This is a genomic window from Mesorhizobium sp. 01N446 (assembly GCF_056399285.1).
Map to the genome: position 1 here is coordinate 1,124,019 of NZ_JBFTRA010000001.1, position 26,359 is coordinate 1,150,377.

Below are 26,359 nucleotides of genomic sequence, written 5' to 3' on the forward strand. Positions count from 1 at the left end.
ATGCCGGTCGACGTCCGCTGGGCAACGGACGCGGATGCTCCCGCACTCGCGGTCATGCTGTGCGCCATGGCGGCACATTACCGGCAGCCACCGCTCGACCATGATCGGGCCTTGTCCGCCGCTCGGAAATGGCTTGGCGAGGAAAGCCCGGCCTATCCACATTTCGCGCTCGCCTTCGTTGAGGAAGAGGTCAGCGGATTGGCGTCGGTGGCGATCGCGCATCCGGGCATCGACCTCGAGCGGCTGCTGTTCCTCAAGGATCTGTTCGTGCGTGACAAGGTCCGCGGCGCCGGCGTCGGCCGGGCGCTGATCGATTTTCTCGCCGATCATTGCCGCAGCCACGGCATCGGCCGCATCGACCTGACCACCGAGGACTGGAACGAGGGTGCGCTGCGCTTCTACGCGCGGCTCGGCGCCGAACGCCATGCCCAGAAGATTTTTCTCAGGCTTTCGGGCGATGCGCTGAAGGTGTTGAAACCCGACGCCTGACGGCATGGATAGCCAGCCAGTAGACAACTCATTGTTTTCTTAGGGTCTTTAGCGAGTATCCTTAAATTCGGACGCCCGCCGGCACCGGTCCCCACTGGTTTTCGCGGCCCTGTGTCGGGATCAGCGCGAAGACCAGGATGATCAGGCTGCCGAAGGTCGGAATCAGGATCAGCAGGCAGAGCCAGCCGGTCAGGCCGAGGTCGTGCAGGCGGCGCACGATCATGCCGAGGCTGGGCAGGAAGGTGGCCAGCAGGAAAAGGCCGAAAAGCCCGACCGTCATCGCTGGCAGCTCGGCGCTGTCGAAATTGCCTATCTCGAAATCGGCGAAAACGCCGATGCCGATGATCACCAGCAACGCGATCGTCCAGAACAGGCAATAGCCCCAATATTCCTTGCGCCGGGCGCGGCCGGCGAAATTGAAATAGTTTTGGGTCACGCCGCGCCAGAAATAGCTCCAGAGGTCGGTGGGCTCGGCCGGCTCGGCGGCCCTGCCGAAATGCTGCGCCTGCGTTGCGCCGGCCGCCGGTGCGGGGCTGCCTTGCGCCGGTGCGGCGCTTAGGCCGGCTTCGGCAGCCGGGCCTGCCGCCTGTGCGGCGATCGCGAAAACATCACGCGCCTGGCCGCCGCCCGGCTGGAACTCGACCGCCGTGCCCTTTGTCATCGCGGTTTGCCGGCGAAGGTTCTCGCGGGTGAATGTGTAGCGGTTGCCGTCGGCCCCGGTGATGAAGCCGAAACCCTGGTCCTCGTCATAGTGAAGCACTTCGCCACGCATCGCCAACCCCCCTTGTCGCCGCGTCCCTGCCAAGGTGACACAGGGCCGAGCCCGCCGGCAAGGCCGTGCGACATGGCTACCATCTTAGCGGCAAATCGAGCATAAGGCTTCACGTGCAGCCGTCTTCGCCAAAGCAGACCATGACAGTCGAGCAATCCGATGCAAGCGCCGCGACCGCGGATGGGCAGGTCGCATGGCCGCCGAGGCTGGCCCCTGCAGTGGCCGTCGATGCCACAGGGCTGATGTTCTGGCCGCCCGGCAAGGGCCTGGCGGGTATTCCGCGGGTGGAGAGCTTTCTCGTCAACGCGGCCTTGGCGGATCCCGACCCCGACGTGGAGGTGGTGGCGTTCAGGCCCGGGGAAGGCCGGTTCCGGCCGCTTGCGCCTTTCGAACAGGACCATGTCGCGGCGGGCGGGATTTCACCGCATCGTGCCAAGCGGTGGCCGGGGAGACGCGCGGCGCTGTCGCGGGCTTTCGAGGCGGTGCGGCAACAGCCCTGGGACAAGCGTGACGCGGACCGCCATCTGGCCAGGACGGTGACCAATGGCGGCATGGGGATCGCCTGGCAGGCGACGCGGCTGTTGATCCGCGCCTATCGCCTGTACCAGCGGGCGCGGATCCGCTTCGGCTTGCGAGAAGATGCCCCGGCCCGGCCGGTCGAGACGGAGCCGGGCCTTGTGCTGATCAGCCATCACATCCTGACCCAGGAAGACCGCTCCGCCGTTTCGGGCAGCGCCGGCAAGCTTGCCTTCCTGTGCCACGATATCATCCCGGCATTGCGCCCTGACCTGCTCGGCTCGAGCGCCGGCGAGCGCCGTTTCGGCTCCGATCTCGAGCAGCTTGTGCGCGCCGGTGCGCCGGCATTCTGCGCCTCCGACGAGGTCGGCGCGACGCTGAGCGAATATATGCGCAAGGCCGGCATCGGCGCGCCGGTGGTGTACCGCTTTCCGATGCCGTCGATCCTGCATGAGACGGCATCGCGCATGGGCGCTACCCCGCGCATCGAGGCCGGCGAGCCGTTCGTGCTCTACTGCTCGACCATCGAAGTGCGCAAGAACCACATATTGCTGGCGCGGATCTGGCAGCAGGCGCGGGAAGAGGGCGTCAAGCTGCCAAGGCTGGTCTGCGCCGGGCGCTGGGGCTGGATGATCGAGCCGCTGCGCGCCTATCTCAAGGCGCATCCCGAGCTGCTCCAGTCGGTCACTTTCACCGGGCTGGTCAGCGACGAGCAGCTCATCCAATATTATCGCAGCGCCACCTTCGGCGTCTTTCCCTCGCATATAGAGGGCTGGGGCTACGGCGCCTCGGAATGCCTCGATTTCGGCGTTCCGGTCATCGTGTCGACGGCGCCGTCGCTGATCGAGGCGAGCGGCGGGCTGATGCCGGCAATCGATTCCGAAGACCAGGCCGGCTGGTACGCGGCGATCCGCAGGATGGCGGAGGATCACGCCTGGCGCTCCTCATTGGCGGAGCGCATCGCCCAAAACCATCGGCCGACGCCGGCGGCCACAAGCTGGGCGGTCATCAAGGCCGGACTGCGGGACAGCGCTGCCCGGCGTCCATAAGGGTTACGAAGGCCGCTTCTTCGGCTTCTTGTGCTTCGGCGGGCCGGCATTGTCGAATTTCGGCTTGCCCGGCTTTTTTGCCCACGGCTTTGCCTCATGCGCGGCTGCCGGCCGCTGGTCGACGGAAGCCGGCGGCCGCTTCTCGAACTTCCGCTTCGGCGCGTTCGGGTCGAATGGCGCCTTGCCGCGATGCGGCTTCTTGTCGGGGCTCGGCGGCTGATAGCCGGCGCGCGACAGGTCCGGCGTGCCGTCGAGCCGCTTCACGACGATGTTGCCCTGCAATTTGCGGTCGGGTCCGATGGCGGCGAGAAAACGGTCGGCCCAGTCCTCGGCGATCTGCACGAAGGTCTCCTCCGGCTGCATCTTGATGGCGCCGATCTCGCGCTTCGAGATGCTGCCGGTGCGGCACAGCATCGGGATCAGCCAGCGCGGCTCGGCATTCTGCCTCCGTCCGACCGACAGCGAGAACCAGACGCTGGCGCCGAAATCGTCGCGGCGGCTCGGCGCTTCGTCGCGCTGCGCGAACTTTTCGCCCGCCGGCCGTTCACGCGAAGGCGTGAACGGCGCGACGTCCATGAGATCCTCGGGCGCCGAGCGGCTGGCGCGGCACTGGCGCACGAAGGCGGCCGCCACCTGTTCGGCGCCATGTCGGCTGAGAAGCGCGTCGATGAAGGCGCGTTCGTCATCCTTCACCGGCTCGTCGAAAGCCGGATCGGCCAGGATGCGCTCGTCGTCACGGCGGATCACGTCATCGGCCGAGGGCGGGCTTGCCCATGTCGCCTTGAGGCCGGCGTTCTGCAGCAGCCGCTCGGTGCGCCGGCGGGCGCTGCCCGGCACGATCAGCGCGCTGACGCCCTTGCGCCCGGCGCGGCCGGTGCGGCCGCTGCGGTGCAGCAACGTTTCGGGATTGGTCGGCAGGTCGGCGTGGATCACCAGTTCGAGGTTGGGCAGGTCGATGCCGCGCGCCGCGACATCGGTGGCGATGCAGACCTTGGCGCGGCCGTCGCGCATTGCCTGCAGCGCATGGCTGCGCTCGTTCTGGCTGAGCTCGCCCGAAAGGGCGACGACCGAGAAATTGCGGTTGTTGAAGCGCGCGGTCAGGTGGTTGACGGCGGCGCGCGTGTTGCAGAACACCAGCGCGTTCTTCGCCTCATAGAAACGCAGCACGTTGATGATGGCGTTCTCGCGGTCGGCCTGGGCGACGTTGAGCGCACGGTATTCGATGTCGAGATGCTGCTTTTCCTCGCCGGCGGCGGAAATGCGCACGGCATCGCGCTGGTAGCCCTGGGCGAGCGTGGCGATGGAGCGCGGCACGGTGGCCGAGAACATCAGCGTGCGGCGCTCGGCTGGGGCGGCGTCGAGGATGAATTCGAGGTCCTCGCGAAAACCGAGATCGAGCATCTCGTCGGCCTCGTCGAGCACCACGGCCCTGAGCGCCGTCATGTCGAGCGAGTTCCGGGTGATGTGGTCGCGCAGGCGGCCGGGCGTGCCGACGACGATATGGGCGCCGCGTTCCAGCGCGCGCCGCTCGGTGCGCATGTCCATGCCGCCGACGCAGGACGCCACCGTGGCGCCGGTCGGCTCGTAGAGCCATTCCAGCTCGCGCGTCACCTGCAGCGCCAGTTCGCGCGTCGGCGCCACCGCCAGCGCCAGCGGCGCTGTCGCTTGGCCGAAGCGCTCCGCGCCGTCGAGCAGCGTCGGCGCCATGGCGAGGCCGAAGGCCACGGTCTTGCCGGAGCCGGTCTGCGCCGAGACCAATGCATCGGCCTGGCCGAGTTCCAGCACCGCCTTCTGCACCGGCGTCAGCTCGGAATAGCCGCGTTTTTCCAGCGCCTGTGCCAGCGCCGGGACGATACCTTCAAAGTTGGACATCTCGCTCTTTCGGAATTCAGGGGTCTGCGCTCATCATGGAGCACGGGCCGGGGCCGGCGCCGTGCCAGCCAAACAATCTTGGCCGTTCGTACTTCCTGCCGCTGCTCTTGTACAGGGCGCGCCATGAGGGCCATGCGACGCGCCGCCAATTGACTCCTGCCGCAAACCGCGTAAAAGCCCGCTTCGAACGGGATCGTTTTTCGATGCGCGGCCTTTTGATGGCTCTTCTTGCATTCGATGCCCCCAGCCTCAATGCGAACCATTGGGCCGGGCGTGTCGGCGCGTCCCCTCGTTCCAGCAAAACCATGGCCAAAAAAACCACCACCAAAACGGTGTGATTCCCTTGGCCTAACCACCCTCTCCCGGGTCCGGCCCGGGGGACGGAACCCGCATTGGCCGGCGGGTTTTCTCCAACAAACCAAGCGGAGAGGGACAGGAGATCTTTATGAGTTTCAAGGTTGCAGTCGTCGGCGCCACGGGCAATGTGGGCCGGGAAATGCTCAACATACTGGAAGAGCGCGGCTTTCCGGTAAGCGAAGTGGTGGCGCTGGCGTCGCGGCGCAGCCAGGGCACGGAAGTGTCGTTCGGCGACCGCACGCTGAAGGTCCGTACGCTGGACCAGTACGATTTTTCCGACACCGACATCTGCATCATGTCGGCCGGCGGCAATGTCTCCAAGGAATGGTCGCCGAAGATCGGCAAGCAGGGCTGCGTCGTCATCGATAATTCGTCGGCCTTCCGCTACGACCAGGACGTGCCGCTGATCGTGCCGGAAGTGAATCCGGACGCGATCTCGCTGTTCACGCGCAAGAACATCATCGCCAACCCGAACTGCTCGACGGCGCAGCTGGTCGTGGCGCTGAAGCCGCTGCACGATTTCGCCACCATCAAGCGCGTCGTCGTCGCCACCTACCAGTCGGTATCGGGCGCCGGCAAGGAAGGCATGGACGAGCTGTTCACGCAGACCCGCGCGGTGTTCGTCGCCGACCAGGTCGACGTCAAGAAGTTCACCAAGCGCATCGCCTTCAACGTCATTCCGCATATCGACGTCTTCCTCGACGACGGCTTCACCAAGGAAGAGTGGAAGATGGTCGCCGAGACCAAGAAGATGCTCGATCCCAAGATCAAGCTGACGGCGACCTGCGTGCGCGTGCCGGTGTTCATCGGCCATTCGGAAGCGGTCAACATCGAGTTCGAGAAGCCGATCACCGCCGACGAGGCACGCGACATCCTGCGTGACGCTCCCGGTTGCCAGGTCCTGGACAAGCGCGAGGACGGTGGCTACATCACGCCGCTGGAATCGGCCGGCGAGGACGCCACCTTCATCTCGCGCATCCGCGAGGATTCGACCGTCGACAACGGCCTGTCGATGTGGGTCGTCTCCGACAATCTGCGCAAGGGCGCGGCGCTGAACGCCGTGCAGATCGCCGAGCTCTTGGTCGAGCGCGGCCTGATCCAGCCGAAGAAGAAGGCGGCCTGACGGCTGTTCTTTTTACGCTCACGGGCCGTATCGCCGCTCCCGCGGCGGGCCCTCCGCGAGGGCGCCGGACGACCGGCGGCCCGCAGTCGCGGGCTCGGCCTTTGGCCGGGGCGCTTCTTCCTTCTCCCCGTTCACGGGGGTGAGAAGTGGTCCGCGAAGCGGACGACGAGCGCCCGGAGCGATAGCGAAGGGCCGGCATGCCGGCGGGGGGATGAGGGGCAGCGCCAGCCTGCGTTGAGAAACGTCTATGAGCGATCCCGCCAAAATCACTATGCGCCCGGCCATCGATTCTGACGCCGCTGCCATCGCAAAGCTCATGCGGGCAGCACTTGGCACGTTCGCCTGGATGCCGGTCATACACACGCCGGCCGAGGATCTCGCCTTCATCCGCGACATCGTGCTGCCACGGCAGCAGGTGACGGTCGCCGAAACCGGCAAGGAGATAGTCGGCTTCATTGCCGTCAGCGGCGATTGGGTGGACCAGCTCTATCTCGACCCGGCCTGGACAGGACAAGGCATCGGCGGCTGCTTGTTGAGCGACGCGATCGCTGCGCTGCCGGTCGTAAAACTCCATTGCTTCCAATCCAACACCGGTGCGCGGCGCTTCTATGAGCGCCACGGCTTCCGCGCCGAGTCGTTTGGCGACGGCACCACCAACGAGGAAGGCCTGCCGGATATTCTGTATGTCCGGCGGCGTTAGTCTGGCGCTGGCCTGGCTGTCGAAACTGCTCAGTCACGCGGTATCCGACGGCTTTGCCCGCCTTCCCAAATGATCTTGAAGCGCTCCACCATCGATGAGAACAGCCGTGGAGGTAGCATGCCGTAGTCGTAGCGATCGGTATGCGGCACCGGGCGGAGATCGTAGCCCGGCCATGCAAAGCGATTGCCTTCGTCAAGCATCACCCACGGGCGCTCGCCGTCCAGACCGAGATGGCGTTTGACGGCTGGAGGCAACTCGATCGCCAGAGACGGGTCCGCCGGCGGCAGATGTGTGATCGGCACGACTGTCACGATCACACCGTCGGCGTCTCGTTCGGAGGCGAGCACGATCACGCAAGGACGGTCCTTGCGCCCCTCTTCCCGTCCGGCTTGATGCTCATGATGCCACAGATAGGCATAGGAGATCACAAGGCCGAGCTGTGGATCGGGAAGAGGCATGCCTTATTTGGCGTCCATCAAGGCATTGAGATGGTCGTGTTCCGAGGACATGCGGCCACTGGCGATAGCCTCGATTTCCTCGCGTTGGAGATCCTTGGTCGCAAATGATTTCTGGGCCAGATTCTTGTAGCGCTGCAGATCTTCATACTCGACGGCCGAAACGAAATAACCGGTCGGCCGCCCGTGACTCATGACAGCGACAGGCTCGCGTTGCACGATTTCACGGTAGCGGCCGAAGTTGCGAGTGAATTCTGTGGTGGGAACTTCACGCATGGTGTTTCATCCTAAATTGCGCGATTTACGCGTTAAACGTAATTTACGCAATTTGAAGCGCGCTGTCAAAGGTCAGTCAACACTCTCCTTGGCCAACTCCATCAGCAATTCCATCGCCTCCTCCGCCCGCTCCGCGGGCACGAACAGATGGTCGTGATAAAACGCCGAGACCGGATTGACGCCCATGCCGGCGCCAGCCAGCCGTGTGGTGATGGCGGCGAGGAAGCCGACGGCTTCCAGCGATGAGTGGATGTTCAGCGTGATCATCCGGCAGCGGAACGAGGCGGCCAGCCCCGCTGCCTTTGCCGCGTCCTCCGTCACGATCAGCGTCGTGCCCTCGCGCTCGCGAAACAGCATCACGGGGTCGAGGCCATCGGGTTGGGGAACCCCAGGCGCCAGCGTGGCGAAGACATATGTGTCATCGAGCAATTCCGGCCTCATCGACGCCAGCAATGTCTTCAGATCGGTTTCGCCGGTCATTTCTCTCGCCTGAACTGGGATGGGCAACAGGGCTTCTTGATATCCGCAACCCGCACATGCCGATAGTCCGCGCCGCGCACGACATGGCGATGTCGCTGGCGGCCGGGCTTGCGGATCTGTCGCATCGCACAATAGAGGAGCTGAGGGCCGATGCCGGTCCATGAAAGGTCCGACCATGATCGTTCGCCCGCGCCCCAACTTCCTGCAGCTGTTCTTCATCATGCGCGGTTCGGTGGTGCCGCGCATCCTGCCGCAGATTTTTGGGTTCGCCATCTATTCGGCGGTCATCCTGGTCCTGGCGCGATGGTTCGCGCTCGATCTCGGCGTCTTCAACATCACGCCCTTCGGCCTGGTCGGCGTGACACTGTCGATCTATCTGTCGTTCCGCAACAACGCCGCCTATGACCGCTGGTGGGAAGCGCGCAAGCTGTGGGGCACGCTGGTCTTCGAAATTCGCAACCTGGCACGCGCCACGACCAGTCTCATTCCGGACCCAGCCGAACAGCGCGCCTTGCTGATGGAGGCGCTGGCCTTCTGCCATTTCCTGCGCGGCCAGTTGCGCAGGATCGACAGCATCAAGGACGCCCGCGCCTTCATCGACGCCGAGGCGGAGGCGGTCGCAGCCTTCGCCAATCCGGCCGACGAGATGGTCAGGCGCATGGGGCGGCGTGCCAATGGACAGCGGCGGTCGGGTGAAGTCGATCCGATCGGCTTCCGCATCCTCGATGAAAGGCTGGCGTCGATCACGGCCATCCAGGCCGGCTGCGAGCGGATCGCCGGCACGCCCCTGCCCTTCGCCTATACACTGCTCGTGCACCGCACGGCCTATATCGTCTGCCTGCTGCTGCCGATCGGGCTGATCTCGACCACCGGCTGGGCGACGCCGCTGTTCACCGCGCTGATCGCCTACACCTTCTTCGGTCTCGACGCGCTTTCGGAAGAACTGGAGGATCCGTTCGGCACCGAAGCCAACGACCTCGCGCTCGACGGCCTGTGCCGCGTCTGCGAGATCTCGGTGTTCGAGGCGCTGGGCGAGGCGCCGCCGAAGATGCTGCCGGCGGAGAAGTTTTATTTCTCCTAGAGCGTTTCACCGTTTCACGGAAACGGCGAACCACTCTAACTTTTTGTTTTGACGCAATTCCGGACGGAAAACCGCTCACACTTTTCCTGGAATTGCTCCTAGACCGTGGCCCAGCCGGCTTGCCATCCGAGGGACGGCTCAAAAAGAATGCGACCCCTGTAGGATTGCCGGCCGATGCCGCGTCCTTGGTTCGACCCCGGCGAAAGGGGCTCGAACCAGCAGGAGGGAACACCGATGAGCATTTCCGAAACCGCGCCAATCTCGTCCGGCGCCTTGTGGACCGGCCGTGCGCTCAGCGGCCTCATCATCCTGTTCATGATCTTCGACGGCGCCATCAAGCTGCCGCCGCTCGATGTCGTCACCCAGACGATGGTGCCGCTCGGCTGGCCGGCCGACGCCAATGTCGCGCGCATGCTCGGCGTCATCGGCCTGATCGCGACCGCGCTCTACGCGCTGCCGCGCACCTCGGTGCTCGGCGCCATCCTGCTCACCGCCTATATGGGCGGGGCGATCGCCACCAACGCGCGGATCGGCAATCCGCTGTTCTCGCACACGTTGTTCGGCGTCTATCTCGGCATCATCCTGTGGGGCGGCCTCTATCTGCGCAATCCAAGGATACGTGCGCTGTTGCCGTTCACCCTGTGGGCGCGAAAGGAGAGAAAAATGTTCAGCACCATCCTCATCATCCTGCTCGTCATCATCGCCGCGATCCTCGTCTACGCCGCGACGCGGCCCAATGATTTCGTCACCACCCGCACGGCCACCATCAAGGCGCCGCCGGAAGCGATCTTCCCGCTGATCAACGATTTCAGCCGCTGGCCGACATGGTCGCCTTACGAAAAGCTTGACCCCAACATGAAGCGCACGCTTTCCGGCGCGCAGAGCGGCAAGGGCGCCGCCTATGCCTGGGAAGGCAATGGCAAGGCCGGCAAGGGGCGCATGGAGATCGTCAGTTCGGTGCCGTCCTCGCTGGTCGCGCTCAAGCTCGACTTCGAAAAGCCGTTCCGCGCCAGCAACAGCGTCGACTTCACCTTGACGCCATCGGGCGACACCACCGCCGTCTCCTGGGCGATGCGTGGCAGCCGGCCCTTCATCGCCAAGCTGATGGGCCTGTTCATGAATTTCGACACGCTGATCGGCCGGGATTTCGAGATCGGCCTCGCCAATCTGAAGCGCAACACCGAGGCCTGACCCGACTGACACAGCCGCCCGCCGGAAGTCGCCTGAACGAGCGGCGCCACGATCTTCATCCTCTCTTGGATCAAATTGGCCGTTTGCGAGTTTAGCCCTTGGCGGAGCGATGGCGATCCCCCTGTGAGAGGAACAAAAATGAAGAAAATCATGACCATTCTGGTGCTGACGATGGCGCTGGGCGCGTGTTCGCAGACTGAAAAAGGCGCGGCTATCGGCGGATTGGGTGGCGCGGCGGTTGGCGCCGCTGTCGCCGGCGATCCGGTGCAAGGCGCTGTCGTCGGAGGCGCTGTCGGTGCGGTGGCCGGGGCGCTGATCGGCCATGCCAGTGAAAGTGGCCAGTGCCGCTACCGCGACCGTCACGGCCGTGTCTATGTAGACCGCTGCCCGAGCGGTTATTGAGCGGCGACCAGCAGCAAAAACAGCAAGACGGCGGGCGTCAGACCCGCCGTCTTCGCCTGAAAACGCCCTACAGCAGGTCTCGGATCAATTCCCAGGCGTCGCGGCCGAGACGCGCATCGGCATGATCATTGCCGCCATGGGCGTGCGATCCCGATCGCGGCGTGGTTTCACCTGGCAAAAGAATGCGGTGGCCGGCATCGGGGCTCGAAACGAGGCGCGTGGCTTTGCCGGCGTCTTCTCGACGCCGAACAATCGACCGGGCAAAATCGAGGGATGGCCACAGCGCATCGTCGCCGCCCGCGACGAGCACAATCTTTGCCGAGATAGTCTCGACGGGAATGGCGGCGCGGTCCGCCTCCTGTTTGAAGCTTGCCAGGCAGTGTTCGAAAAGCCCCCTGTAGGACACAAGGCCGTCCACGTAGCGTGGATTCCAATTGGGCTCGGTCGGAACAAACGGGAGCGGGACCCCCTTCAGCGTCCATGACGATCGCTCCGGCCAGTTGATGCCGTCGCGGCCCGGTCCGATATTTCCCCAGACCACCGATGTCGGGCTGATCGCGACCACGGCGTCGATGCGCGGGTCGTGAACCGCCGCAAGCAGTGACGCCTCGGCGCCTTTCGACGTTCCGACATAGACGATGCGCCGGCATCCCAGTCCGACAAGATGGTCGGTCGCGGCGAAAAACGTCTCGAGCGGGATTTCGCAGATGCCGGGAACCTGGCCTTCGCCTCCGAACCACCGCAGCGCCAGCGCGGACACGCCCTCCCCGGCAAAAAGACCTGCGCGGGCGACGTCGACGCGGCCGCTGGATCCGCTCAGCACCACCACGCCCGTTTTGGCGTCAGCGCGTCGCAGCAGCGTTCCGGCAACGCCGCCGGACAGGATTTCTTCGGTGACTGCTTGTTCGCCCATCTGCTTGGTCAGCCTGATGCCGTCATGGCACCGGCGCACAATAGCAAAACGGCGGGCACTGGCCCGCCGTTTCGTCGATGCGATGAAGCGATATTATTCGGCGGTGGCGACTTCCGCCTCGGCGGGAGCTGCGGCAGCGGCCGCAACGGCGGCGGCTGCGTCTTCCTGCGCCTTCTTCAGCAGGGCGGCGCGTTCCTGCGCCTTCTTGCCCGGCTCGGCCTTCTTCGGGTTGGAGCGGGCGTCGCGCTTGGCGAGGCCGGCCTCGTCGAGGAAGCGCAGCACGCGGTCGGTCGGCTGGGCGCCATGCGACAGCCAATGCTTGACGCGGTCGGCGTCGACCTTGACGCGCTCGCCGTCCTTCGGCAGCAGCGGGTTCCACGAGCCGAGCGACTCGATGAACCGGCCGTCGCGCGGCGAACGGGCGTCGGCGACGACGACGTGGTAGTAAGGACGCTTCTTCGAGCCCGCACGGGCCAGTCTGATCTTCAGTGCCATTTCTATCTCCTAAAAGCTCTGATTTCGTTTGATTGCGTTGAGGCTGGTTGGTTCAGCCGGTTTTCGTCACGCCGTTGGCAGCGGCGATCTGTTCGTGGTGCCGGATCACTTCGCGGACGACGAAGTTGAGGAATTTTTCCGCGAAATCGGGGTCGAGATGCGCGTCCTTGGCCAGCTGGCGAAGACGGGCGATCTGCTGCTGCTCGCGCGCCGGGTCGGCCGGCGGCAGGCCATGTTCGGCCTTGAGCACGCCCACTGCCTTGGTGCAGCGGAAGCGCTCGGCCAGCATGTGGATGAGGGCGGCGTCGATGTTGTCGATCGAGGCGCGGTAGCCAGCCAGGATGGTGCGGGCGTCGGCCATGTCCTTTTCTTCATTCATGCACATTCTCACTTCTTCTTGCCGAGGCCGGGCAGTCCGCCGCCACCCAGGCCGGGAAGCCCCGGAAGTTTCATGCCGCCGGGCAGGCCAGGCAGGCCACCGCCACCGGGAAGTCCGCCTGGCAGACCCTTCATGCCGCCCAGGCCGGCTGCCTGCGCCTGCTTCTGCAAGGCTTCGAGCTGCTTGGGATCCATCTTGGAGAGATCGGGCATGCCGCCCATCCCCCCCATCCCGCCAGGCATCATGCCGCCGAGGCCCATCTTGGAGGCAAGGCCGCCCATCATACCGCGCATCAGGCCGCCGCCTTTGCCCTTGCCGCCCATCGCCTTCATCATGTCGGCCATGCCGCGATGCATCTTCAAGAGCTTGTTGATCTCGGCGGCGTCGGTGCCGGAGCCGGCGGCTATACGCTTCTTGCGGGAATGCTTGAGAATATCGGGATTGGCGCGCTCGGCCTTGGTCATCGAGGAGATGATGGCGAGCTGGCGGCCGAACATCTTGTCGTCGAGGCCGGCAGCGGCCATCTGATCCTTCATCTTGCCCATGCCGGGCATCATGCCCATGATGCCGCCCATGCCGCCCATTTTTGACATCTGCTGAAGCTGCTGGGCGAGGTCGTTCAGGTCGAACTTGCCCGACTGCATCTTCTTGGCCATCGCCGCCGCCTGCTCGGCGTCGATGTTCTCGGCGGCCTTCTCGACCAGCGAGACGATGTCGCCCATGCCGAGGATGCGGTCGGCGATGCGCTTGGGGTGGAATTCCTCCAGCCCGTTCATCTTTTCGCCGGTGCCGATCAGCTTGATCGGCTTGCCGGTGACGGCGCGCATCGAAAGGGCGGCACCGCCACGGCCATCGCCGTCCATGCGGGTCAGCACAAGGCCGGTGATGCCGACGCGCTCGTCGAAGCTCTTGGCCAGGTTGACGGCGTCCTGGCCGGTCAGCGAATCCGCGACCAGCAGGATCTCGTGCGGGCTCGACACCTTCTTGATGTCGGCCATCTCGACCATCAGCGGCTCGTCGATGTGGGTGCGGCCGGCGGTGTCGAGGATGACGACATCATGGCCGCCGAGCTTGGCCGCCTGCACGGCGCGCTTGGCGATGTCGACCGGGTTCTGGCCAGCAATGATCGGCAGCGTCGCGACCTTGGTCTGCTCGCCGAGCTGGCGCAACTGCTCTTGCGCGGCGGGCCGCCGCGTGTCGAGCGAGGCCATCAGAACCTTCTTGTTCTGGCGCTCGTTCAGCCGCTTGGCGATCTTGGCCGAAGTGGTCGTCTTGCCGGAGCCCTGCAGACCGACCATCATGATAACGACCGGCGCCGGCGCGTTGAGGTCGATGGCGACGCCTTCGGCGCCCAGCATGTCGACCAGCTCGTCATGGACGATCTTGACGACCATCTGTCCTGGCTTGATCGACTTCAGCACCGCGGCGCCGACGGCCTTCTCGCGCACCTTGTCGGTGAAGGACCGCACCACTTCCAGCGCCACATCGGCCTCGAGCAGCGCACGGCGCACCTCGCGCAGCGCGGCGGAGACATCGGCCTCCGACAGCGCGCCGCGGCCGGTGAGGCCGTTCAGGATCGAACCAAGGCGCTCTTGTAGGGACTCAAACATTGGTCAACCCGCCGTGCGAGAGCGCCTTGGATTCATAGCGATCCCTGTCGGGCCGATGGCCCTCCACGCCTCTTGTACGCTCCTGCAGCGATTCAAACATACTGTTTCCTTTTCCCTGGCACCCGGATGGTGCCCGAGAGGTAATGCGTTCGCGCCAACTGTCCAATCAAAAGCAAAGCCCAAAACCAAAAAGCACCCGGGGGCGCATTGCGCTGCCGGGTGTTGGCCTCCAGGATCTTTTTACAGCACCCGCCTCAAAGAGGCTTCGGCGTCCTGGTCGGCTTGCTCGGAGGGATACTCGTCGCGGAATTCGAGGCGTGTAGACAGGAAATCGGCCGAAGAGTCAAGATCTGGGCGGGGCAATCGCTTCAGGCCCATGGCAGCTTACGAGTTTACTTCAGCGACCACCAATCGCCAAAGTCGGCGCCGTCCCTCATCGCCCTGCCGGGCACTTCTCCCCGTATAGAGACGGGGAGAAGGATGCTGCCGCAACCCCGGCGCCCCTTTTTGCAACGTCGGTCATTGGCGAAATCGTTGATGAGAGCGCCCCTCTCCCCGTCTCTATACGGGGAGAGGATGCCGGCAGGCAGGTGAGGGGCGGCGCCAACGCTTGGAAATTGTAGTGAGGCGCATTCGACTCCTGAAGCGATTGCCCTTCATGCTGTGTCCCGAGCCGCCATCGGGCCGTGCTCCCGTCAGGCCGCTCCGGCCGCGACCCTGAGCGGCGAGCGCGGATGCAGCAGCAGCACGATCGTCAGCAGGCTGCAGGCGATGCCGACAAGGGCGATGAGAACGGCGTCCGACATCATCCAGCCCGGCCCTTCGAGCGGCTTGGCGGTGAACAGGGCGAAGGAATTGTAGCTTTCCTGGTGCGAGATCAGCAGGAAGCCGGTCAGGTTGTTGCCGAGATGGGCGCCGAGCGCGGCACCGAGATTGCCGGTGGCGTAGACCATGAGGGTCAGCAGCAGCGCGAAAGCGGCGATCGAGACCAGCACGCAGGCGTTGATGGCGAGCGAGGAGGCGCTGCTCCAGTGCAGCGAGGTGAACAGCAGGCCGGGCAGCAACGCCCAGATCAGCGGGCTCCTGAACCGGTTGGCCAGGCCACGCAGCAGATAGCCGCGAAACAGCACCTCTTCCGAGGATGTCTGCAGCAAGGTCAGCGCGACGATCGGGATCGCGAACAGCAGCCACGACGACAGGCTGATCGCGCCGCGCGCGATCCCGGGCTGCAGGAGGTAGAGCAGGATCTCGGACAAAGCCGAGGTGATCAGCACCGCGATCAACCCCTTGAGGAAGTCCGGCCACGATGCGCGGCGGCCGGCGCCAAGCAGCGCCAACAGCTTCTCGCCATGCACCCAGCGCATGGCGATCCACAGGCCGATCCAGATGCCGGCGAAGGAGGCGAGCGCGGTGAGGATGCCGATCGGCGAGGCGAGGAAGCCTTGCATCGCTCCGTCGGCTGGAGGCGCCGCCGGCGCCTGCCAGGTGAAGAAGGCATAGGCGCCGCCATACAGCACGGCCGCGGTGGTCACGCCCCAGAGCCCGACGACAATCAGCGTTCCCAGCAACAGGCGCGGCAAGGTCGTCCTGGCGTTCGGCGACTGGCGGTAGCGCTCGAAGGCAGTGTCGTCGATCGTCACGCTGAGCCCTCGCCCGAATCCATCGCCCTTTGATCTAGCCGATGGCCTCGGGAATCGGAATCGCTATTCGTCGGGATTCAATGCGCAAACAGACACCGCGCAGCACCCAGGCATTGCTCGGGTGCCGCGGTTCGACTGTCCCGGTTGTCGCCAGCGGCCGCCTTGGCGACGCTGGCTTCCATCAACGCACCACGTACATGATGCGCCGCGTCTGCGGGTCGATCAGCGCCGGCTGACCGTTCACATAGACATAGCGGTAGTTGTAATCGGGAATTTCGCGCAGCTCGACCGTGTCCGGCAGGGTCGCGCCGGTCACCACCTCGCCGTCGAGATAGACGGGGTCGAGGCGATGCGTATCGACATAGGTGCGCACTTGGGCCGGAGGCGGCGGAAAGGCGTCCTCGGCCGGCTCGCCGGCGACGATCGCCCCGGTATAGTCGGTCGAATAATTGCCGATGTCTTCCGGCGGTGAGACGATCGCCACGCTGGAGCCGTGCGGGCGCTGCGTCAGGATCACGCGGCTGCCGCTGAAATCGGCCGTCACATAGTCGGAATAGACCCAGCCCTGGCCGCCGGCTTCGGCGATCGTGCACCATTTGCTGTTTTCGATGCAGCCGTTGAGCGTTGCCGACTGACCGGCGGCGAGCACGCCGATGACAGGATATTGCGGACCGGGCCCGGCGCGCACGTTGAGATCGGTGACGGCCGAGACGGCGGTGTCGGCAAAGGCGGCGCCCGACATCACGGTCATCATCCCGGCGATTGCGGGAAACAATAGGGATTTCATGGTTCTCTCCGTTTTCATGGTCCCTCGGCGGTGAAAACGGGGCAACGGCGCATGCGTTCCGGCTAAAACGCCCGCGCCAACTCACGATTTATTCCGGCGTCTTTCGGCAGGCCGGTCAAAAGCTCGTGAACGAAGGTCAGTTTTCGCGCCGTCACGTCCGAAATGACGAAGGGATAGAGGTCGGCCAGGCCCATGCAGCGGTTGATCGAATTGGAGGCTTCCGACAGAACCAGCCAGCGGGCAAGGATCTTTTCGAAGGGTTCGGGCGTGTTGGCTGGTTCCGACGGGGCCGCCTGCGGTTCGCCGCCTGTGTCGCCTCGCGGCAAATCGTTGGCCTCCACCGTCTCCAGCCGGCCGAGCGGGAAGTTCAGTGCGTGGACCATCTCCAGCGTGTCGGTGATGTGCAGATGGTGGGCCCAGGTCTCGGCCCAGTCCTCCCAGGGATGCGAGGTGGCATAGGCCGAGATATGGTTTTGCTGCCAGTCGGGCGCCGCACCATTGGCGTAATAGGCCCTCAGCGCCTGTTCGTAATCGGCGCGATCGTCGCCGAACAGAGCGCGGAAGGCATCGAGCCTCTGCGCATCGTCGCGGATCAGGCGGTCCCAGTAATAATGGCCGAGCTCGTGGCGGAAATGGCCGAGCAGCGTTCGGTAATTCTCACCCATCTCGACGCGGCGCTTCTCGCGCTCGGCTGAATCGGCCTCGGCGACGTTGAGCGTGATCAGGCCATTGTCATGGCCGGTCAGGATGCGTTCGCCGCCCGGGCCGACGCCGATCGGATCGGCCAGGAAGTCGAAAGCGAGGCCCACTTCGTCCGTGGGCGCCTGCTTGGGCGCCACCGGCAGGCTGAAGGCGAGCAGCGAATAGATGGCGCGCTTCTTGGCCGCCTCAACCCGGATCCAGCGGCGGCGGTTGCCGTCGACGGAGAGATCGGGGATCAGCTGGTTCAGCCCGCAGGCCCGGCAAAAACCGTGCCCCGGCTCGGCCATCCAGTTGCAGGCGCATTCATCGGCATTGGTGCACTGGAAGATGCCGTCGGCGCCTGACAAAGCGAAGCGGGCATGTTCGGGATCGTAGAGCACGAGGCTGGAGCAGTTCAGGCATTGCGCGTTCTCGAAGTAGAGACGGTGGCCGCAATGCGGGCAGTCGAACAGTTTCATGTCGGTCTCAATTCACCAGAAGAGGCACGGTGGCGGCCCGTGCCCAAACGCGAGCCGCCGGCCGGCGTTCCCCGCCTCATCGAGACTATTTCGCCGCAAGCTGGGCGGCGACCTGCCTGGCCACCGCCTCGCCCGACAGGCGCGCGCCGCCGCAGGTCTGGATCAGCGGGCCGGCGACATGTTCGCCGGCGAAGAAGATCTTTTCCGCCACCGGCTGCATCAGCGTGGCCCGTGCTTCCGAGCGGCCGGGGCGGGCCGCCGCATAGGCGCCGCGCACGAAGCGCTCGCCGCCCCAATTGGTCATCATGGCGCGCGCGACATGCTTTCTGGTGTCGGCGCCGAAAATGCCGCACAGCCGGTCGACGACGAAATCTATGCCTGCCGCCTCGCCCGCCGCCGACATCTCCCAGGCAAAATCGCCGCCGACGAAGCCGACCATCAGATCGAGGTCGAAGGGAAAGCACAGGAAATAGATGTCGTGCCGGGCCATGCGTTCGATCAGCAGGTCGTCGAAGGGCTGCAGGCCGAGCCTGGTGCCGCGGATCTCCACCGGCAGCTTGGTCAACATGCCCATCGGCAGGTCGAAGAAGGCGCCGAAATGCGTGTCGGGCAGTGCCGGCGAGAATTCGATCTCCTCGAAGGCGAGCACCGCCGGCGAGGCGGTGACGATGACAGCCTTGGCGCGGACGGTACCGCGATCGGTGACGCAGGCGACGCCGGGCACGTCCCACAGGATCTTGCGCACCGGCGTCGACAATTCAACCGGCAGGTCGGCGCCGAAGCGGGCGACCAGCGCGCCGAACCCTTCCTTGCTGAAATAGTTCGGGTCGAGATCGGCGGCGGCCTGGAAATCGCGGATCGAGATCTCGTCCTCGTCGGCGCCGAAATCCATCGGCCCGGCGAAGGTGGCGGCCGCGCGCGGTGCCTGGCCCCTGGCGAGCAATGCCGAAAGCCGGTCGTCGTCACCGTCCCTGACCTGATGCTTCGCCAGCAATTCGAACAGCTTGGCATCGGCCGCCTTCATCTCGGCTTCCTCGGCCTCGCTTGCCTTGCGCTGGCGATAGTAGAGGTGGTCGACATTCATGTCGTGGTGATGCAGCGTCCAGCCGGCATCCTTGGCCTCGGGAAAATAAGGATTGCGGTCGGCGGCGTGCAGCCAGGCGCAGCCAATGTCGAAGGGCACGCCAAAATGCTGGTCGCTGGTCCAGGCGCGGCCACCGATGCGGCCCATCGCCTCGAGCAGTTTGAAGGTGAGGCCCGCCGCCTGCAACGTCCTGGCCGCGGCAAGCCCGGCCGAGCCGGCGCCGATGATCACGACATCAACGTCTTCCATGGCTATTTCGCCCCCGCCACAATAATCACTTGATCGTAGGCAAATTCCCCGGCATTCGCCAGCATCGTGCCGCGGACGGTGACAAATGCCCGTTTCGCTGGCAAATTCGCAGATGGGACGTGAATCAGGCAACCAGGAGAACAACATGGCATTTCTTGCCAAGGGTAGGATTTTAGCGGCCGCGGTGGTGGCTGTGCTCGGGCTGGCGACCGGCGCACAGGCGGCGGCCAGCTGTGGCAGCACCGGTGCGGGCTTCGATGCCTGGAAACCGGGCTTTGCCGCAGAGGCCAAGTCCGAAGGTGTCGGCGCGAAGGGTCTGGCCGCTTTGGCTGGCGCCACTTATGCGACCAAGACAATCTCCGTCGACCGCGGCATTCACAAGGCGTTCAGCGGCTCGGTGGACGCCTTCATGAAGCGCCGGGGCGGCGCGGCGATCATTTCCAAGGGCCGTTCGCTGAAAAAGTCGAACGCGGCGTTGTTCGGCCAGATCGAAAGCAATTACGGCGTGTCGCCCGGCGTCTTGCTGGCCATCTGGGGCATGGAGACCGGCTTCGGTTCGTCCATGGGCAACCAGAACACGGTCTCCGCCATTTTGACGCTTGCCTATGATTGCCGCCGCCCGGAATTCTTTCACCCGCATGCCATCGCGGCGCTGAAGCTGGTCGATCGCGGCGCCTTGAGCGCCTCGTCGGTGGGCGCCGCGCATGGCGAGATCGGCCATACGCAGTTCCTGCCCGGGAATGTCCTGAAATATGGCGTGGGCAGCGGCAACCTGCGCGACAAGGCCACGGCACTGGCATCCACCGCCAACTTCCTCAAGGCCCATGGTTGGCGGCGAGGCGCGAGCGCTTCGGACAATATCGGCGCCATTGCCGGCTGGAATTCCGCCAGCGTCTATCAGCAGGCCATCGCCCGCATCGCCGACGCGATCGACAACGACTGATTGCAATCTCCATTCGACAAGAGCCCGGCCATGCGCCGGGCTTTTTTGTTGGTGAACGAGATATCCGGCCGCCGAACCCGGATTTTCTATTTCACATCAAGCACGTAGGAGCAGCCGGCCAGCGTCTTGCCGGGATGGGAAGAGACGGTCGAGACGTTGAGCGTGATGCGCGTGGAAAGGCTCACGCCGCCGCTGTCCTCGGTGCTTTCGGCCACGACCTTCTCGCCAAGGAATTTATCTGGAGACGAGACCATTGCCGGGACGTCGAGCTGCCGGGCGAGGTCAGGAGCGGTGATGCCGTCAAGCACCGCCATCGGCCCTGACGCGGTAAAGACGATTGTCCCTGTCTCGCGGCCGAAGACGTGGGTAGGGGCGGGCAGTTGATACTGCCGCAGGAAGGCATTTCCTGACGGCACCTCTTTCCAGCCGAGCGTGCTCGCCGCGCCGGGATCACCGGCCAGCCAAAGGGCATAGCCAGTATAGGCCGGCACATCCGCCCTGCACTCGATCAGCGCGGCAAGGTCGAGCGAGGCGGGGTCGAAATCCTCGGCCAAGGCCGGCGCCGCCAGAAAGACAAGCGGAACCAGGCCAAGACGGTGCATGGCTATTTGCTGCGGTTGCGTGCGGCAAGCGTGCGCAGCCTGAGCGCATTGAGGCGGATGAAGCCGGCGGCGTCCTTCTGGTCGTAGGCGCCGCGATCGTCCTCGAAGGTGACCAGAGCGTCGGAATAGAGCGTCTTCTTCGACTTGCGGCCGGTGACCATGACGTTGCCCTTGTAGAGCTTCAGCCGAACCGTGCCTTCGACGTCTTCCTGGCTCTTGTCGATCATCGCCTGCAGCATCAGGCGCTCGGGCGAGAACCAGAAGCCGTTGTAGATGAGCTCGGCATAGCGCGGCATGAACTCGTCCTTGAGGTGCGCAGCACCCCGGTCGAGCGTGATCGATTCGATGGCGCGGTGGGCCACGATCAGGATGGCGCCGCCGGGCGTTTCGTAGACGCCGCGCGATTTCATGCCGACGAAGCGGTTCTCGACCAGGTCGAGCCGGCCGATGCCATTGTCGCGGCCGAGATCGTTGAGGGCGGCCAGCATGGTCGCCGGCGACAGCTTCTTGCCGTTGAGCGCGATCGGGTCACCCTTCAGGAATTCGATCTCGATTTCGGTGACCTTGTCCGGCGCATCCATCGGCGAGACGGTGCGCTGATGGACGAATTCCGGCGGCTCGCTCCAAGGGTCTTCCAGCACCTTGCCCTCGGAAGAGGAGTGCAGGAGGTTGGCGTCGACGGAGAACGGCGCCTCGCCGCGCTTGTCCTTGGCCACCGGGATCTGGTGCTGCTCGGCGAAGTTGATCAGGTCGGTGCGCGACTTGAACGACCAGTCGCGCCAGGGCGCGATGACCTTGATGTCGGGGTTCAGCGCATAGGCCGACAGCTCGAAGCGCACCTGGTCGTTGCCCTTGCCGGTGGCGCCGTGCGCGATCGCGTCGGCGCCGGTCTCCCTGGCGATCTCGACGAGGTGCTTGGAGATCAGCGGCCGCGCGATCGAGGTGCCGAGCAGATAGGTGCCTTCATAGACGGTGTTGGCGCGGAACATCGGGAAGACGAAATCGGCGACGAATTCCTCGCGCACGTCGACGATGCGGATGTCCTTGATACCCATCATCTCGGCCTTCTGGCGCGCCGGCTCCAGCTCGCCGCCCTGGCCGAGATCGGCGGTGAAGGTGACGACTTCGGCGCCGAGTTCGGTCTGCAGCCATTTCAGGATGATGGATGTGTCGAGGCCGCCGGAATAGGCGAGCACGACTTTCTTGACGTCTTTGGTCTTGGACATTTCCGCTCCGTCGGTGGCGGACGCCCGGGCACGGGCGTCACGCATTGTCGGAGCGCCTTTTAGCAGGAACGGCAAAGCGAGCAAGCGCGTGCCGCGCCGGATCGCTGATCCAGCGCGCGGCGTGCGGCGATGCGCCAGACCAGGACGACGTCGCGTCGGATCGCCATCCTGGCGCTCTTTTTCGAAAAACCGGCTCCCGCTTTTTCGCGATCACGAGCGGGGAAAACAACCTGCTGCAATCGTGGGCTGCATTTATGGCCAGGATTTAAGCAAGTTTTCATGTCCTGCCGCTAAACCGGCGACACAGAATTGCCTTGGCCACGAAACCGTGGCGAAGCGGCGTTTGCCTGCTCATTGCGGGTGTCTCGGGCTTGGACCATTCCTGATGCGCGTCATATCATGCATCGTCACGGAGCATAATCTGTGGCTCGTCCTGCTGGCGGCGCTGATGTGCGTCACCGGCTGCTGGGTGACGATCGGTCTCCTCGACCGCGCCCGGAAAACCGTCGGCGTGCAGATGCGGGGATGGCTGTTCCTGACCGCGGTCGCGGCCGGTTCCTCGATCTGGTGCACGCATTTCATCGCCATGCTGGCCTATCAGCCCGGCGCGCCGATCACCTTCGATCCGGCGCTCACCATGATTTCCCTGGTCATCGCCATGGTCGGAACCGGGGCGGGCTTCGGCCTCGCGCTCGACAAAGGCCGCCGCCTGGCGCCGGAATGGGGCGGCTGTGCCGTCGGCCTGGCGATCTCGGCCATGCACTATACCGGCATGATGGCCTATCACGTGGCCGGCATCGTCGAATGGGATGCCGTCTATGTCGTCGCTTCGGTGATGATCGCGATGGCATTCGCCGCCGTGGCGATCGGCCAGGCGGTGCGCCGGCCGCACCGCTGGTCGCACTATCTCGGCATCGGGATTCTGGTGCTGGCGATCGTCGGCCTGCATTTCACGGCGATGGCGGCGGTGGCGGTGACGCCGCTCTCCTTCATCACCACCGGCACCAACCCCGACATCCTCGAAGCGATGGCCGTGGCGGTCGCAGTGGTCGGCCTGATCGTCGCCGCCACCGGTTTCGCCAGCTACCTGATCGACGAACGCGGCCGGCTCGAGAGCTTCGAGCGGCTGCAGCATCTTGCCCTCAACGACGCGCTCACCGGCCTTGCCAACCGGGTCTCCTTCAGCGACCGGCTCGACCATGAGATCGAGCGGGCGCGCGAGGATCAGGACACGATGACCGCCGTCATCGTCATCGACCTCGACCGTTTCAAGGAAATCAACGACCTCAGGGGACATGCCGCCGGCGATCAGGCGCTCAAGATCATCGCGCGCAGGCTGGCGAAGCTGGCCGGTGACGGCGAGTTCGTCGCCCGGCTCGGCGGCGACGAATTTGCCGCCATCAAGCGCTTCAAGGACCAGAACGACCTGCTCGGCCTGGTGTCGCGGCTGGAGAAATCATTGTTCGAGCCGTTGCGGATCGACGATTTCGAGACCGTCACCGGCGCCAGCATCGGCGTTGCCGTCTATCCGCGCGACGGGGCCGACCCGGAGAGGCTGGTCAGCAATGCGGACCTGGCCATGTACCGGGCCAAGAACGACGTGACGCGGGCCGTCTGCTTCTACGAATCAACCATGGACGAGACGGCGCGGGCGCGCCGGGCGCTCGCCACGGACCTTCGCCTGGCGATCGAGCGCGGCGAGCTTTCGCTGCACTATCAGGTGCAGACCTCGGTTCAGACCGGCGCCACGTGCGGCTACGAGGCGTTGCTGCGCTGGACGCACCCCGTGCACGGCATGGTCCCGCCCGCAGAATTCATTCCGATCGCCGAGGAGAACGGATCCATCCTGGCGATCGGCGAATGGGTGCTGCGCACCGCATGCCGCCAGGCGGCCTCCTGGGACAATGTCCACAAGATCGCAGTCAATCTGTCGCCCGTGCAGTTCGCCCATGCCGATCTAGCCACGCTCGTCCATCAGATCCTGATAGAGACCGGCCTGTCGCCGAAGCGTCTCGAGCTCGAACTTACCGAATCGACGATCGTCGCCGACAAGGTGCGCACGCTGCACGTGCTGCGCCAGATCAAGGCGCTGGGCGTGACGATCGCGATCGACGATTTCGGCACCGGCTATTCCTCGCTCGACACGCTGCGCTCGTTCCCGTTCGACAAGATCAAGCTCGACCGTTCCTTCATGGCCGATGTCGAACGCAGCCCGCAGGCCAAGGCGATCATCCGCGCCGTGCTGACACTGGGGCGCAGCCTCGACATTCCCGTGCTCGCCGAAGGCGTCGAGACCCATGTCCAGCTCACCATCCTGCAGGTCGAAGGCTGCAACGAGGCGCAAGGCTATTTCCTCGGCCGGCCCAAGCCGATCGATCAGATCGTGCTCATCGCCGGGCCCGACGCCCAGGATGGCCGGCCCGCCTTCAAGGAACCTGTCAGAGTGCGGGCTGCCGCCGGCTGATACTCTCATCCCCTTTGCAACGGCTTGGCCATAGGCTGGAAAACTGCAACCGCTGAGGCGATTGCCTCGCTGGATCAACGCTTTATCTGGCGCCGCCGCCGCGCATCCTGTATAGGCCTAGGCGTTTCCAGGGGCCCGCCATGTCCTTCATTCCCGACACCGCCACGCTGATCCAGTTCGCCATCGCCACGGTCATCCTGGCGATCACGCCTGGTCCCGACATGACCTTGTTCGTCTCGCGCACGCTGAGCCAGGGGCGCGCCACCGGCTTTGCCTCGATGGCCGGCGCGCTGTGCGGCACGCTGATCCACACCACGCTGGTGGTGGTCGGCGTCTCAGCGCTGATCGTCGCCTCGCCGATGGCCTTCTTCGTGCTGAAGATCTTTGGCGCCGGCTATCTCGTCTTCCTGGCCTGGCAGGCGATCGCCAAGGGCTCGGCCTTCTCGCCGGAAAAGAAGACAGGCCCGCAGATCTCGCTGCTGCGCAGCTGGGCGGCGGGGCTCGGCGTCAATCTGCTCAACCCGAAGATCATCCTGTTCTTCATGACCTTCCTGCCGCAGTTCGTCTCCGCCCATGATCCGCACGCGCCGGGAAAGCTGTTCTTCCTGGGCTTGATGTTCATCGTGCTGTCGATCCCGGTGACGGCACCGATGGTGCTGGCGGCGGAGAAATTCTCGGCGGCGATGAAGGCCAGCCCGCGTGTCACGCGCGTGGTGGACTATCTCTTCGCCGGTGTGTTCTCGGCCTTCGCGCTCAAGATCCTGACGGCCCAGGCGAAGTAGGCGCGTTCGCCTCCTTCCACCAGCTTCCGGCCCAGCGCCCGGCGCTCAGCCAGTAGAAGATGCCGCCGACCATGCCGCCGCCGATCACCGCCATGATGGCGCTGGTGTCGGTGACCGCGAAGGTGGAATCGGGCGCGTGATCGACCAGGCCGAGGAAAACGGCCGCCACCACCGCACCCGCCAGCGCGTAGTACAGCCAGTCGCGCCGGCCGAGGATTTCGGCAAGCAGGATGACGATCACCGCCGGCAGGAAGGCGAAATAGGCGACGAACAAGGCGACGAGGGGAATCGAGAAATACAGCGAAGCCGTCGCCGTCGCATGCGTGTGGTCGGGCGTATAGCCGAGCGAGGCCAGGAACAGGACGTTGAGGAAGGCGCTCGCCGCCAGCGAGGCGACGGCGTAACCGAACAGGATCATGGCAAAGCGCACGAGGTAGGAAACGAAGCGGGTCATGCCAGGCCGTGTCCTTCAATCTTGCCGGACCTGCGTCCGGCGAGAAACCCTTCTCTTGCCAACGATCTTCGGTCCTGACGCATCATCGTGAGCCAGGGCGAATTCGCCAGATCAGCAGAGCGACCGCAAAGACATAGATCGCAAAGTCCACGCTATTTCTTCTGATCAGATAAATCACGTCCTTGCCGGACGGACTGTCCTGAGACTGCTTGTCCCTCGATTCGTTCGTGACCGGAATATTCGAAAACCCGGCCTCGGGAAATGCCCGCCTCAGGGCGACCTGGGACAGCCCGGAGAACTCGGTGACAAAGAACCACTTCATGCCGATGATCCGCTTGAGCACCTTCGTGAAATCCGACCAGATGGGGGCGCGGTCGACGTACCACGTGTCCAGTATCTGGCGATAATGCGCGTTGTCCATGTATAGGCGCAGATTCGGGTTCTCGCTCCGGATAAACTCTGAAAAAGACTTGGTTCTGGCCTCTCTTACAGGTGCGGCGTCGACCTCGAGCATCTGCTCGAGATAGCTTTCGGGAACATTCTTTCTCCAGAAATTGTAGAGCGAGAAGATGCGGGACACCGGATTTCTGAAGTTCGTGACCAGGGCATGCCCGTCGTTCACCTCTTCGAAGACGCAATACCCATAGTGCCCGGCATAGTATTCATACCCCTTGAAGCGGAATAATTTCTGCCGAGGTCGCGATATTGCTGAGGCGTATTCTCTATTTGCGGGGCAATAGCGTCGGGAGGGTACACGGATTCGAGCATTTGTTTGATCGATGAACCGCCGGCCTTCGGATTGTGGAGA

General features: G+C 64.6%; 28 protein-coding genes and 1 pseudogene. 12 read left to right on the plus strand and 17 right to left on the minus strand.

The window, feature by feature from the left end; genetic code table 11:
• Entirely contained in the window at window positions 1-489 is a 489-nt protein-coding gene (locus AC1DPX_RS05260) for a GNAT family N-acetyltransferase (RefSeq protein WP_202357137.1), read from the plus strand.
• Between the two features lie 61 nt (window positions 490-550).
• Here AC1DPX_RS05260 and AC1DPX_RS05265 read toward each other — a convergent pair whose 3' ends face one another.
• Window positions 551-1,261: a DUF805 domain-containing protein gene (locus tag AC1DPX_RS05265; RefSeq protein ID WP_477235070.1), complete on the minus strand. Its 711-nt coding sequence runs from the start codon at window positions 1,259-1,261 to the stop codon at window positions 551-553.
• Between the two features lie 140 nt (window positions 1,262-1,401).
• On the opposite strand from AC1DPX_RS05265, the gene AC1DPX_RS05270 reads away from it, so the two are divergent.
• Window positions 1,402-2,826 carry a glycosyltransferase gene (locus AC1DPX_RS05270; protein WP_477235072.1) on the plus strand — a complete coding sequence of 475 codons (1,425 nt, stop codon included), beginning with the start codon at window positions 1,402-1,404 and terminating at the stop codon, window positions 2,824-2,826.
• Between the two features lie 3 nt (window positions 2,827-2,829).
• On the opposite strand, the gene AC1DPX_RS05275 is transcribed toward AC1DPX_RS05270, so the two are convergent.
• A complete protein-coding gene (locus AC1DPX_RS05275; RefSeq protein WP_477235074.1) occupies window positions 2,830-4,698 on the minus strand; it encodes a DEAD/DEAH box helicase in 1,869 nt (622 codons plus the stop codon).
• A 35-nt stretch (window positions 4,699-4,733) separates the two neighbouring features.
• Between AC1DPX_RS05275 and AC1DPX_RS05280 the strand changes: the two genes are divergently transcribed.
• The 3 genes from AC1DPX_RS05280 to AC1DPX_RS05290 all read left to right on the plus strand — a co-directional run bounded on the left by AC1DPX_RS05280 (window position 4,734) and on the right by AC1DPX_RS05290 (window position 6,878).
• The gene (locus AC1DPX_RS05280; RefSeq protein WP_477235076.1) at window positions 4,734-5,036 is read left to right on the plus strand and encodes a hypothetical protein; all 303 of its coding nucleotides are present in this window, start codon (window positions 4,734-4,736) and stop codon (window positions 5,034-5,036) included.
• A gap of 107 nt (window positions 5,037-5,143) precedes the next feature.
• Entirely contained in the window at window positions 5,144-6,178 is a 1,035-nt protein-coding gene (locus AC1DPX_RS05285; protein ID WP_056574440.1) for an aspartate-semialdehyde dehydrogenase, read from the plus strand.
• Window positions 6,179-6,425: 247 nt separating this feature from the next.
• A complete protein-coding gene (locus AC1DPX_RS05290; RefSeq protein ID WP_477235078.1) occupies window positions 6,426-6,878 on the plus strand; it encodes an N-acetyltransferase family protein in 453 nt (150 codons plus the stop codon).
• Window positions 6,879-6,907: 29 nt separating this feature from the next.
• On the opposite strand, the gene AC1DPX_RS05295 is transcribed toward AC1DPX_RS05290, so the two are convergent.
• From AC1DPX_RS05295 to AC1DPX_RS05305, 3 genes are all read right to left on the minus strand, one after another.
• A complete protein-coding gene (locus tag AC1DPX_RS05295; protein ID WP_477235080.1) occupies window positions 6,908-7,336 on the minus strand; it encodes a type II toxin-antitoxin system PemK/MazF family toxin in 429 nt (142 codons plus the stop codon).
• Between the two features lie 3 nt (window positions 7,337-7,339).
• Window positions 7,340-7,609 carry a type II toxin-antitoxin system Phd/YefM family antitoxin gene (locus AC1DPX_RS05300; RefSeq protein WP_202357143.1) on the minus strand — a complete coding sequence of 90 codons (270 nt, stop codon included), beginning with the start codon at window positions 7,607-7,609 and terminating at the stop codon, window positions 7,340-7,342.
• A gap of 72 nt (window positions 7,610-7,681) precedes the next feature.
• Complete coding sequence (locus AC1DPX_RS05305; RefSeq protein ID WP_202357144.1) at window positions 7,682-8,089, minus strand: ACT domain-containing protein; 408 nt, start codon at window positions 8,087-8,089, stop codon at window positions 7,682-7,684.
• 175 nt (window positions 8,090-8,264) lie between these two features.
• On the opposite strand from AC1DPX_RS05305, the gene AC1DPX_RS05310 reads away from it, so the two are divergent.
• The 4 genes and pseudogenes from AC1DPX_RS05310 to AC1DPX_RS05325 all read left to right on the plus strand — a co-directional run bounded on the left by AC1DPX_RS05310 (window position 8,265) and on the right by AC1DPX_RS05325 (window position 10,763).
• Entirely contained in the window at window positions 8,265-9,170 is a 906-nt protein-coding gene (locus tag AC1DPX_RS05310; protein WP_202359261.1) for a bestrophin family protein, read from the plus strand.
• Window positions 9,171-9,404: 234 nt separating this feature from the next.
• Window positions 9,405-9,809, plus strand: a pseudogene (locus tag AC1DPX_RS05315) (DoxX family protein); the annotation flags it as partial.
• 24 nt (window positions 9,810-9,833) lie between these two features.
• Window positions 9,834-10,361: an SRPBCC family protein gene (locus AC1DPX_RS05320; protein WP_477235756.1), complete on the plus strand. Its 528-nt coding sequence runs from the start codon at window positions 9,834-9,836 to the stop codon at window positions 10,359-10,361.
• Window positions 10,362-10,499: 138 nt separating this feature from the next.
• Complete coding sequence (locus AC1DPX_RS05325) at window positions 10,500-10,763, plus strand: glycine zipper domain-containing protein (protein WP_019862099.1); 264 nt, start codon at window positions 10,500-10,502, stop codon at window positions 10,761-10,763.
• 67 nt (window positions 10,764-10,830) lie between these two features.
• On the opposite strand, the gene AC1DPX_RS05330 is transcribed toward AC1DPX_RS05325, so the two are convergent.
• The 8 genes from AC1DPX_RS05330 to AC1DPX_RS05365 all read right to left on the minus strand — a co-directional run bounded on the left by AC1DPX_RS05330 (window position 10,831) and on the right by AC1DPX_RS05365 (window position 19,080).
• Window positions 10,831-11,676, minus strand: coding sequence for an acyl-CoA thioester hydrolase/BAAT C-terminal domain-containing protein (locus AC1DPX_RS05330; RefSeq protein ID WP_477235082.1), 846 nt, complete (start codon window positions 11,674-11,676; stop codon window positions 10,831-10,833).
• A 93-nt stretch (window positions 11,677-11,769) separates the two neighbouring features.
• Window positions 11,770-12,171 (minus strand): 30S ribosomal protein S16, encoded by a 402-nt coding sequence (gene rpsP / locus AC1DPX_RS05335; RefSeq protein WP_477235083.1) that lies wholly within the window; start codon window positions 12,169-12,171, stop codon window positions 11,770-11,772.
• Between the two features lie 52 nt (window positions 12,172-12,223).
• The gene (locus tag AC1DPX_RS05340) at window positions 12,224-12,550 is read right to left on the minus strand and encodes a chorismate mutase (protein ID WP_019862096.1); all 327 of its coding nucleotides are present in this window, start codon (window positions 12,548-12,550) and stop codon (window positions 12,224-12,226) included.
• Window positions 12,551-12,558: 8 nt separating this feature from the next.
• Window positions 12,559-14,160: a signal recognition particle protein gene (gene ffh, locus AC1DPX_RS05345; RefSeq protein ID WP_477235085.1), complete on the minus strand. Its 1,602-nt coding sequence runs from the start codon at window positions 14,158-14,160 to the stop codon at window positions 12,559-12,561.
• A 695-nt stretch (window positions 14,161-14,855) separates the two neighbouring features.
• Window positions 14,856-15,800 (minus strand): lysostaphin resistance A-like protein, encoded by a 945-nt coding sequence (locus AC1DPX_RS05350; RefSeq protein WP_477235087.1) that lies wholly within the window; start codon window positions 15,798-15,800, stop codon window positions 14,856-14,858.
• A gap of 181 nt (window positions 15,801-15,981) precedes the next feature.
• A complete protein-coding gene (locus AC1DPX_RS05355) occupies window positions 15,982-16,587 on the minus strand; it encodes a DUF1236 domain-containing protein (RefSeq protein ID WP_202357149.1) in 606 nt (201 codons plus the stop codon).
• A 62-nt stretch (window positions 16,588-16,649) separates the two neighbouring features.
• On the minus strand, window positions 16,650-17,747 hold the full coding sequence (locus AC1DPX_RS05360; protein ID WP_477235088.1) for a zinc-binding metallopeptidase family protein: 1,098 nt from the start codon (window positions 17,745-17,747) through the stop codon (window positions 16,650-16,652).
• A gap of 85 nt (window positions 17,748-17,832) precedes the next feature.
• Window positions 17,833-19,080: a flavin monoamine oxidase family protein gene (locus tag AC1DPX_RS05365; RefSeq protein WP_477235089.1), complete on the minus strand. Its 1,248-nt coding sequence runs from the start codon at window positions 19,078-19,080 to the stop codon at window positions 17,833-17,835.
• 145 nt (window positions 19,081-19,225) lie between these two features.
• On the opposite strand from AC1DPX_RS05365, the gene AC1DPX_RS05370 reads away from it, so the two are divergent.
• Window positions 19,226-20,023 (plus strand): lytic murein transglycosylase, encoded by a 798-nt coding sequence (locus AC1DPX_RS05370; protein WP_477235090.1) that lies wholly within the window; start codon window positions 19,226-19,228, stop codon window positions 20,021-20,023.
• Window positions 20,024-20,109: 86 nt separating this feature from the next.
• Here the strand turns inward: AC1DPX_RS05370 and AC1DPX_RS05375 are convergent, their stop codons facing one another.
• Both AC1DPX_RS05375 and AC1DPX_RS05380 read right to left on the minus strand, forming a co-directional pair.
• Window positions 20,110-20,625: a hypothetical protein gene (locus AC1DPX_RS05375; protein WP_477235092.1), complete on the minus strand. Its 516-nt coding sequence runs from the start codon at window positions 20,623-20,625 to the stop codon at window positions 20,110-20,112.
• Window positions 20,626-20,627: 2 nt separating this feature from the next.
• Window positions 20,628-21,851: an argininosuccinate synthase gene (locus AC1DPX_RS05380; RefSeq protein WP_477235094.1), complete on the minus strand. Its 1,224-nt coding sequence runs from the start codon at window positions 21,849-21,851 to the stop codon at window positions 20,628-20,630.
• 385 nt (window positions 21,852-22,236) lie between these two features.
• Here AC1DPX_RS05380 and AC1DPX_RS05385 point away from each other — a divergent pair, with 385 nt between their 5' ends.
• Complete coding sequence (locus AC1DPX_RS05385) at window positions 22,237-24,315, plus strand: putative bifunctional diguanylate cyclase/phosphodiesterase (RefSeq protein ID WP_477235096.1); 2,079 nt, start codon at window positions 22,237-22,239, stop codon at window positions 24,313-24,315.
• Window positions 24,316-24,455: 140 nt separating this feature from the next.
• Window positions 24,456-25,097, plus strand: a complete 642-nt coding sequence (locus AC1DPX_RS05390; RefSeq protein WP_010912379.1) for a LysE family translocator — start codon at window positions 24,456-24,458, stop codon at window positions 25,095-25,097.
• Here AC1DPX_RS05390 and AC1DPX_RS05395 read toward each other — a convergent pair.
• Together AC1DPX_RS05395 and AC1DPX_RS05400 are read right to left on the minus strand one after the other, a co-directional pair.
• Window positions 25,069-25,551 (minus strand): hypothetical protein, encoded by a 483-nt coding sequence (locus tag AC1DPX_RS05395; protein ID WP_202357157.1) that lies wholly within the window; start codon window positions 25,549-25,551, stop codon window positions 25,069-25,071. The two genes, AC1DPX_RS05390 and AC1DPX_RS05395, sit on opposite strands and share 29 nt — an antisense overlap.
• Before the next feature lie 82 nt (window positions 25,552-25,633).
• The gene (locus tag AC1DPX_RS05400) at window positions 25,634-26,173 is read right to left on the minus strand and encodes a hypothetical protein (RefSeq protein WP_477235097.1); all 540 of its coding nucleotides are present in this window, start codon (window positions 26,171-26,173) and stop codon (window positions 25,634-25,636) included.
• Window positions 26,174-26,359 lie beyond the last annotated feature (186 nt).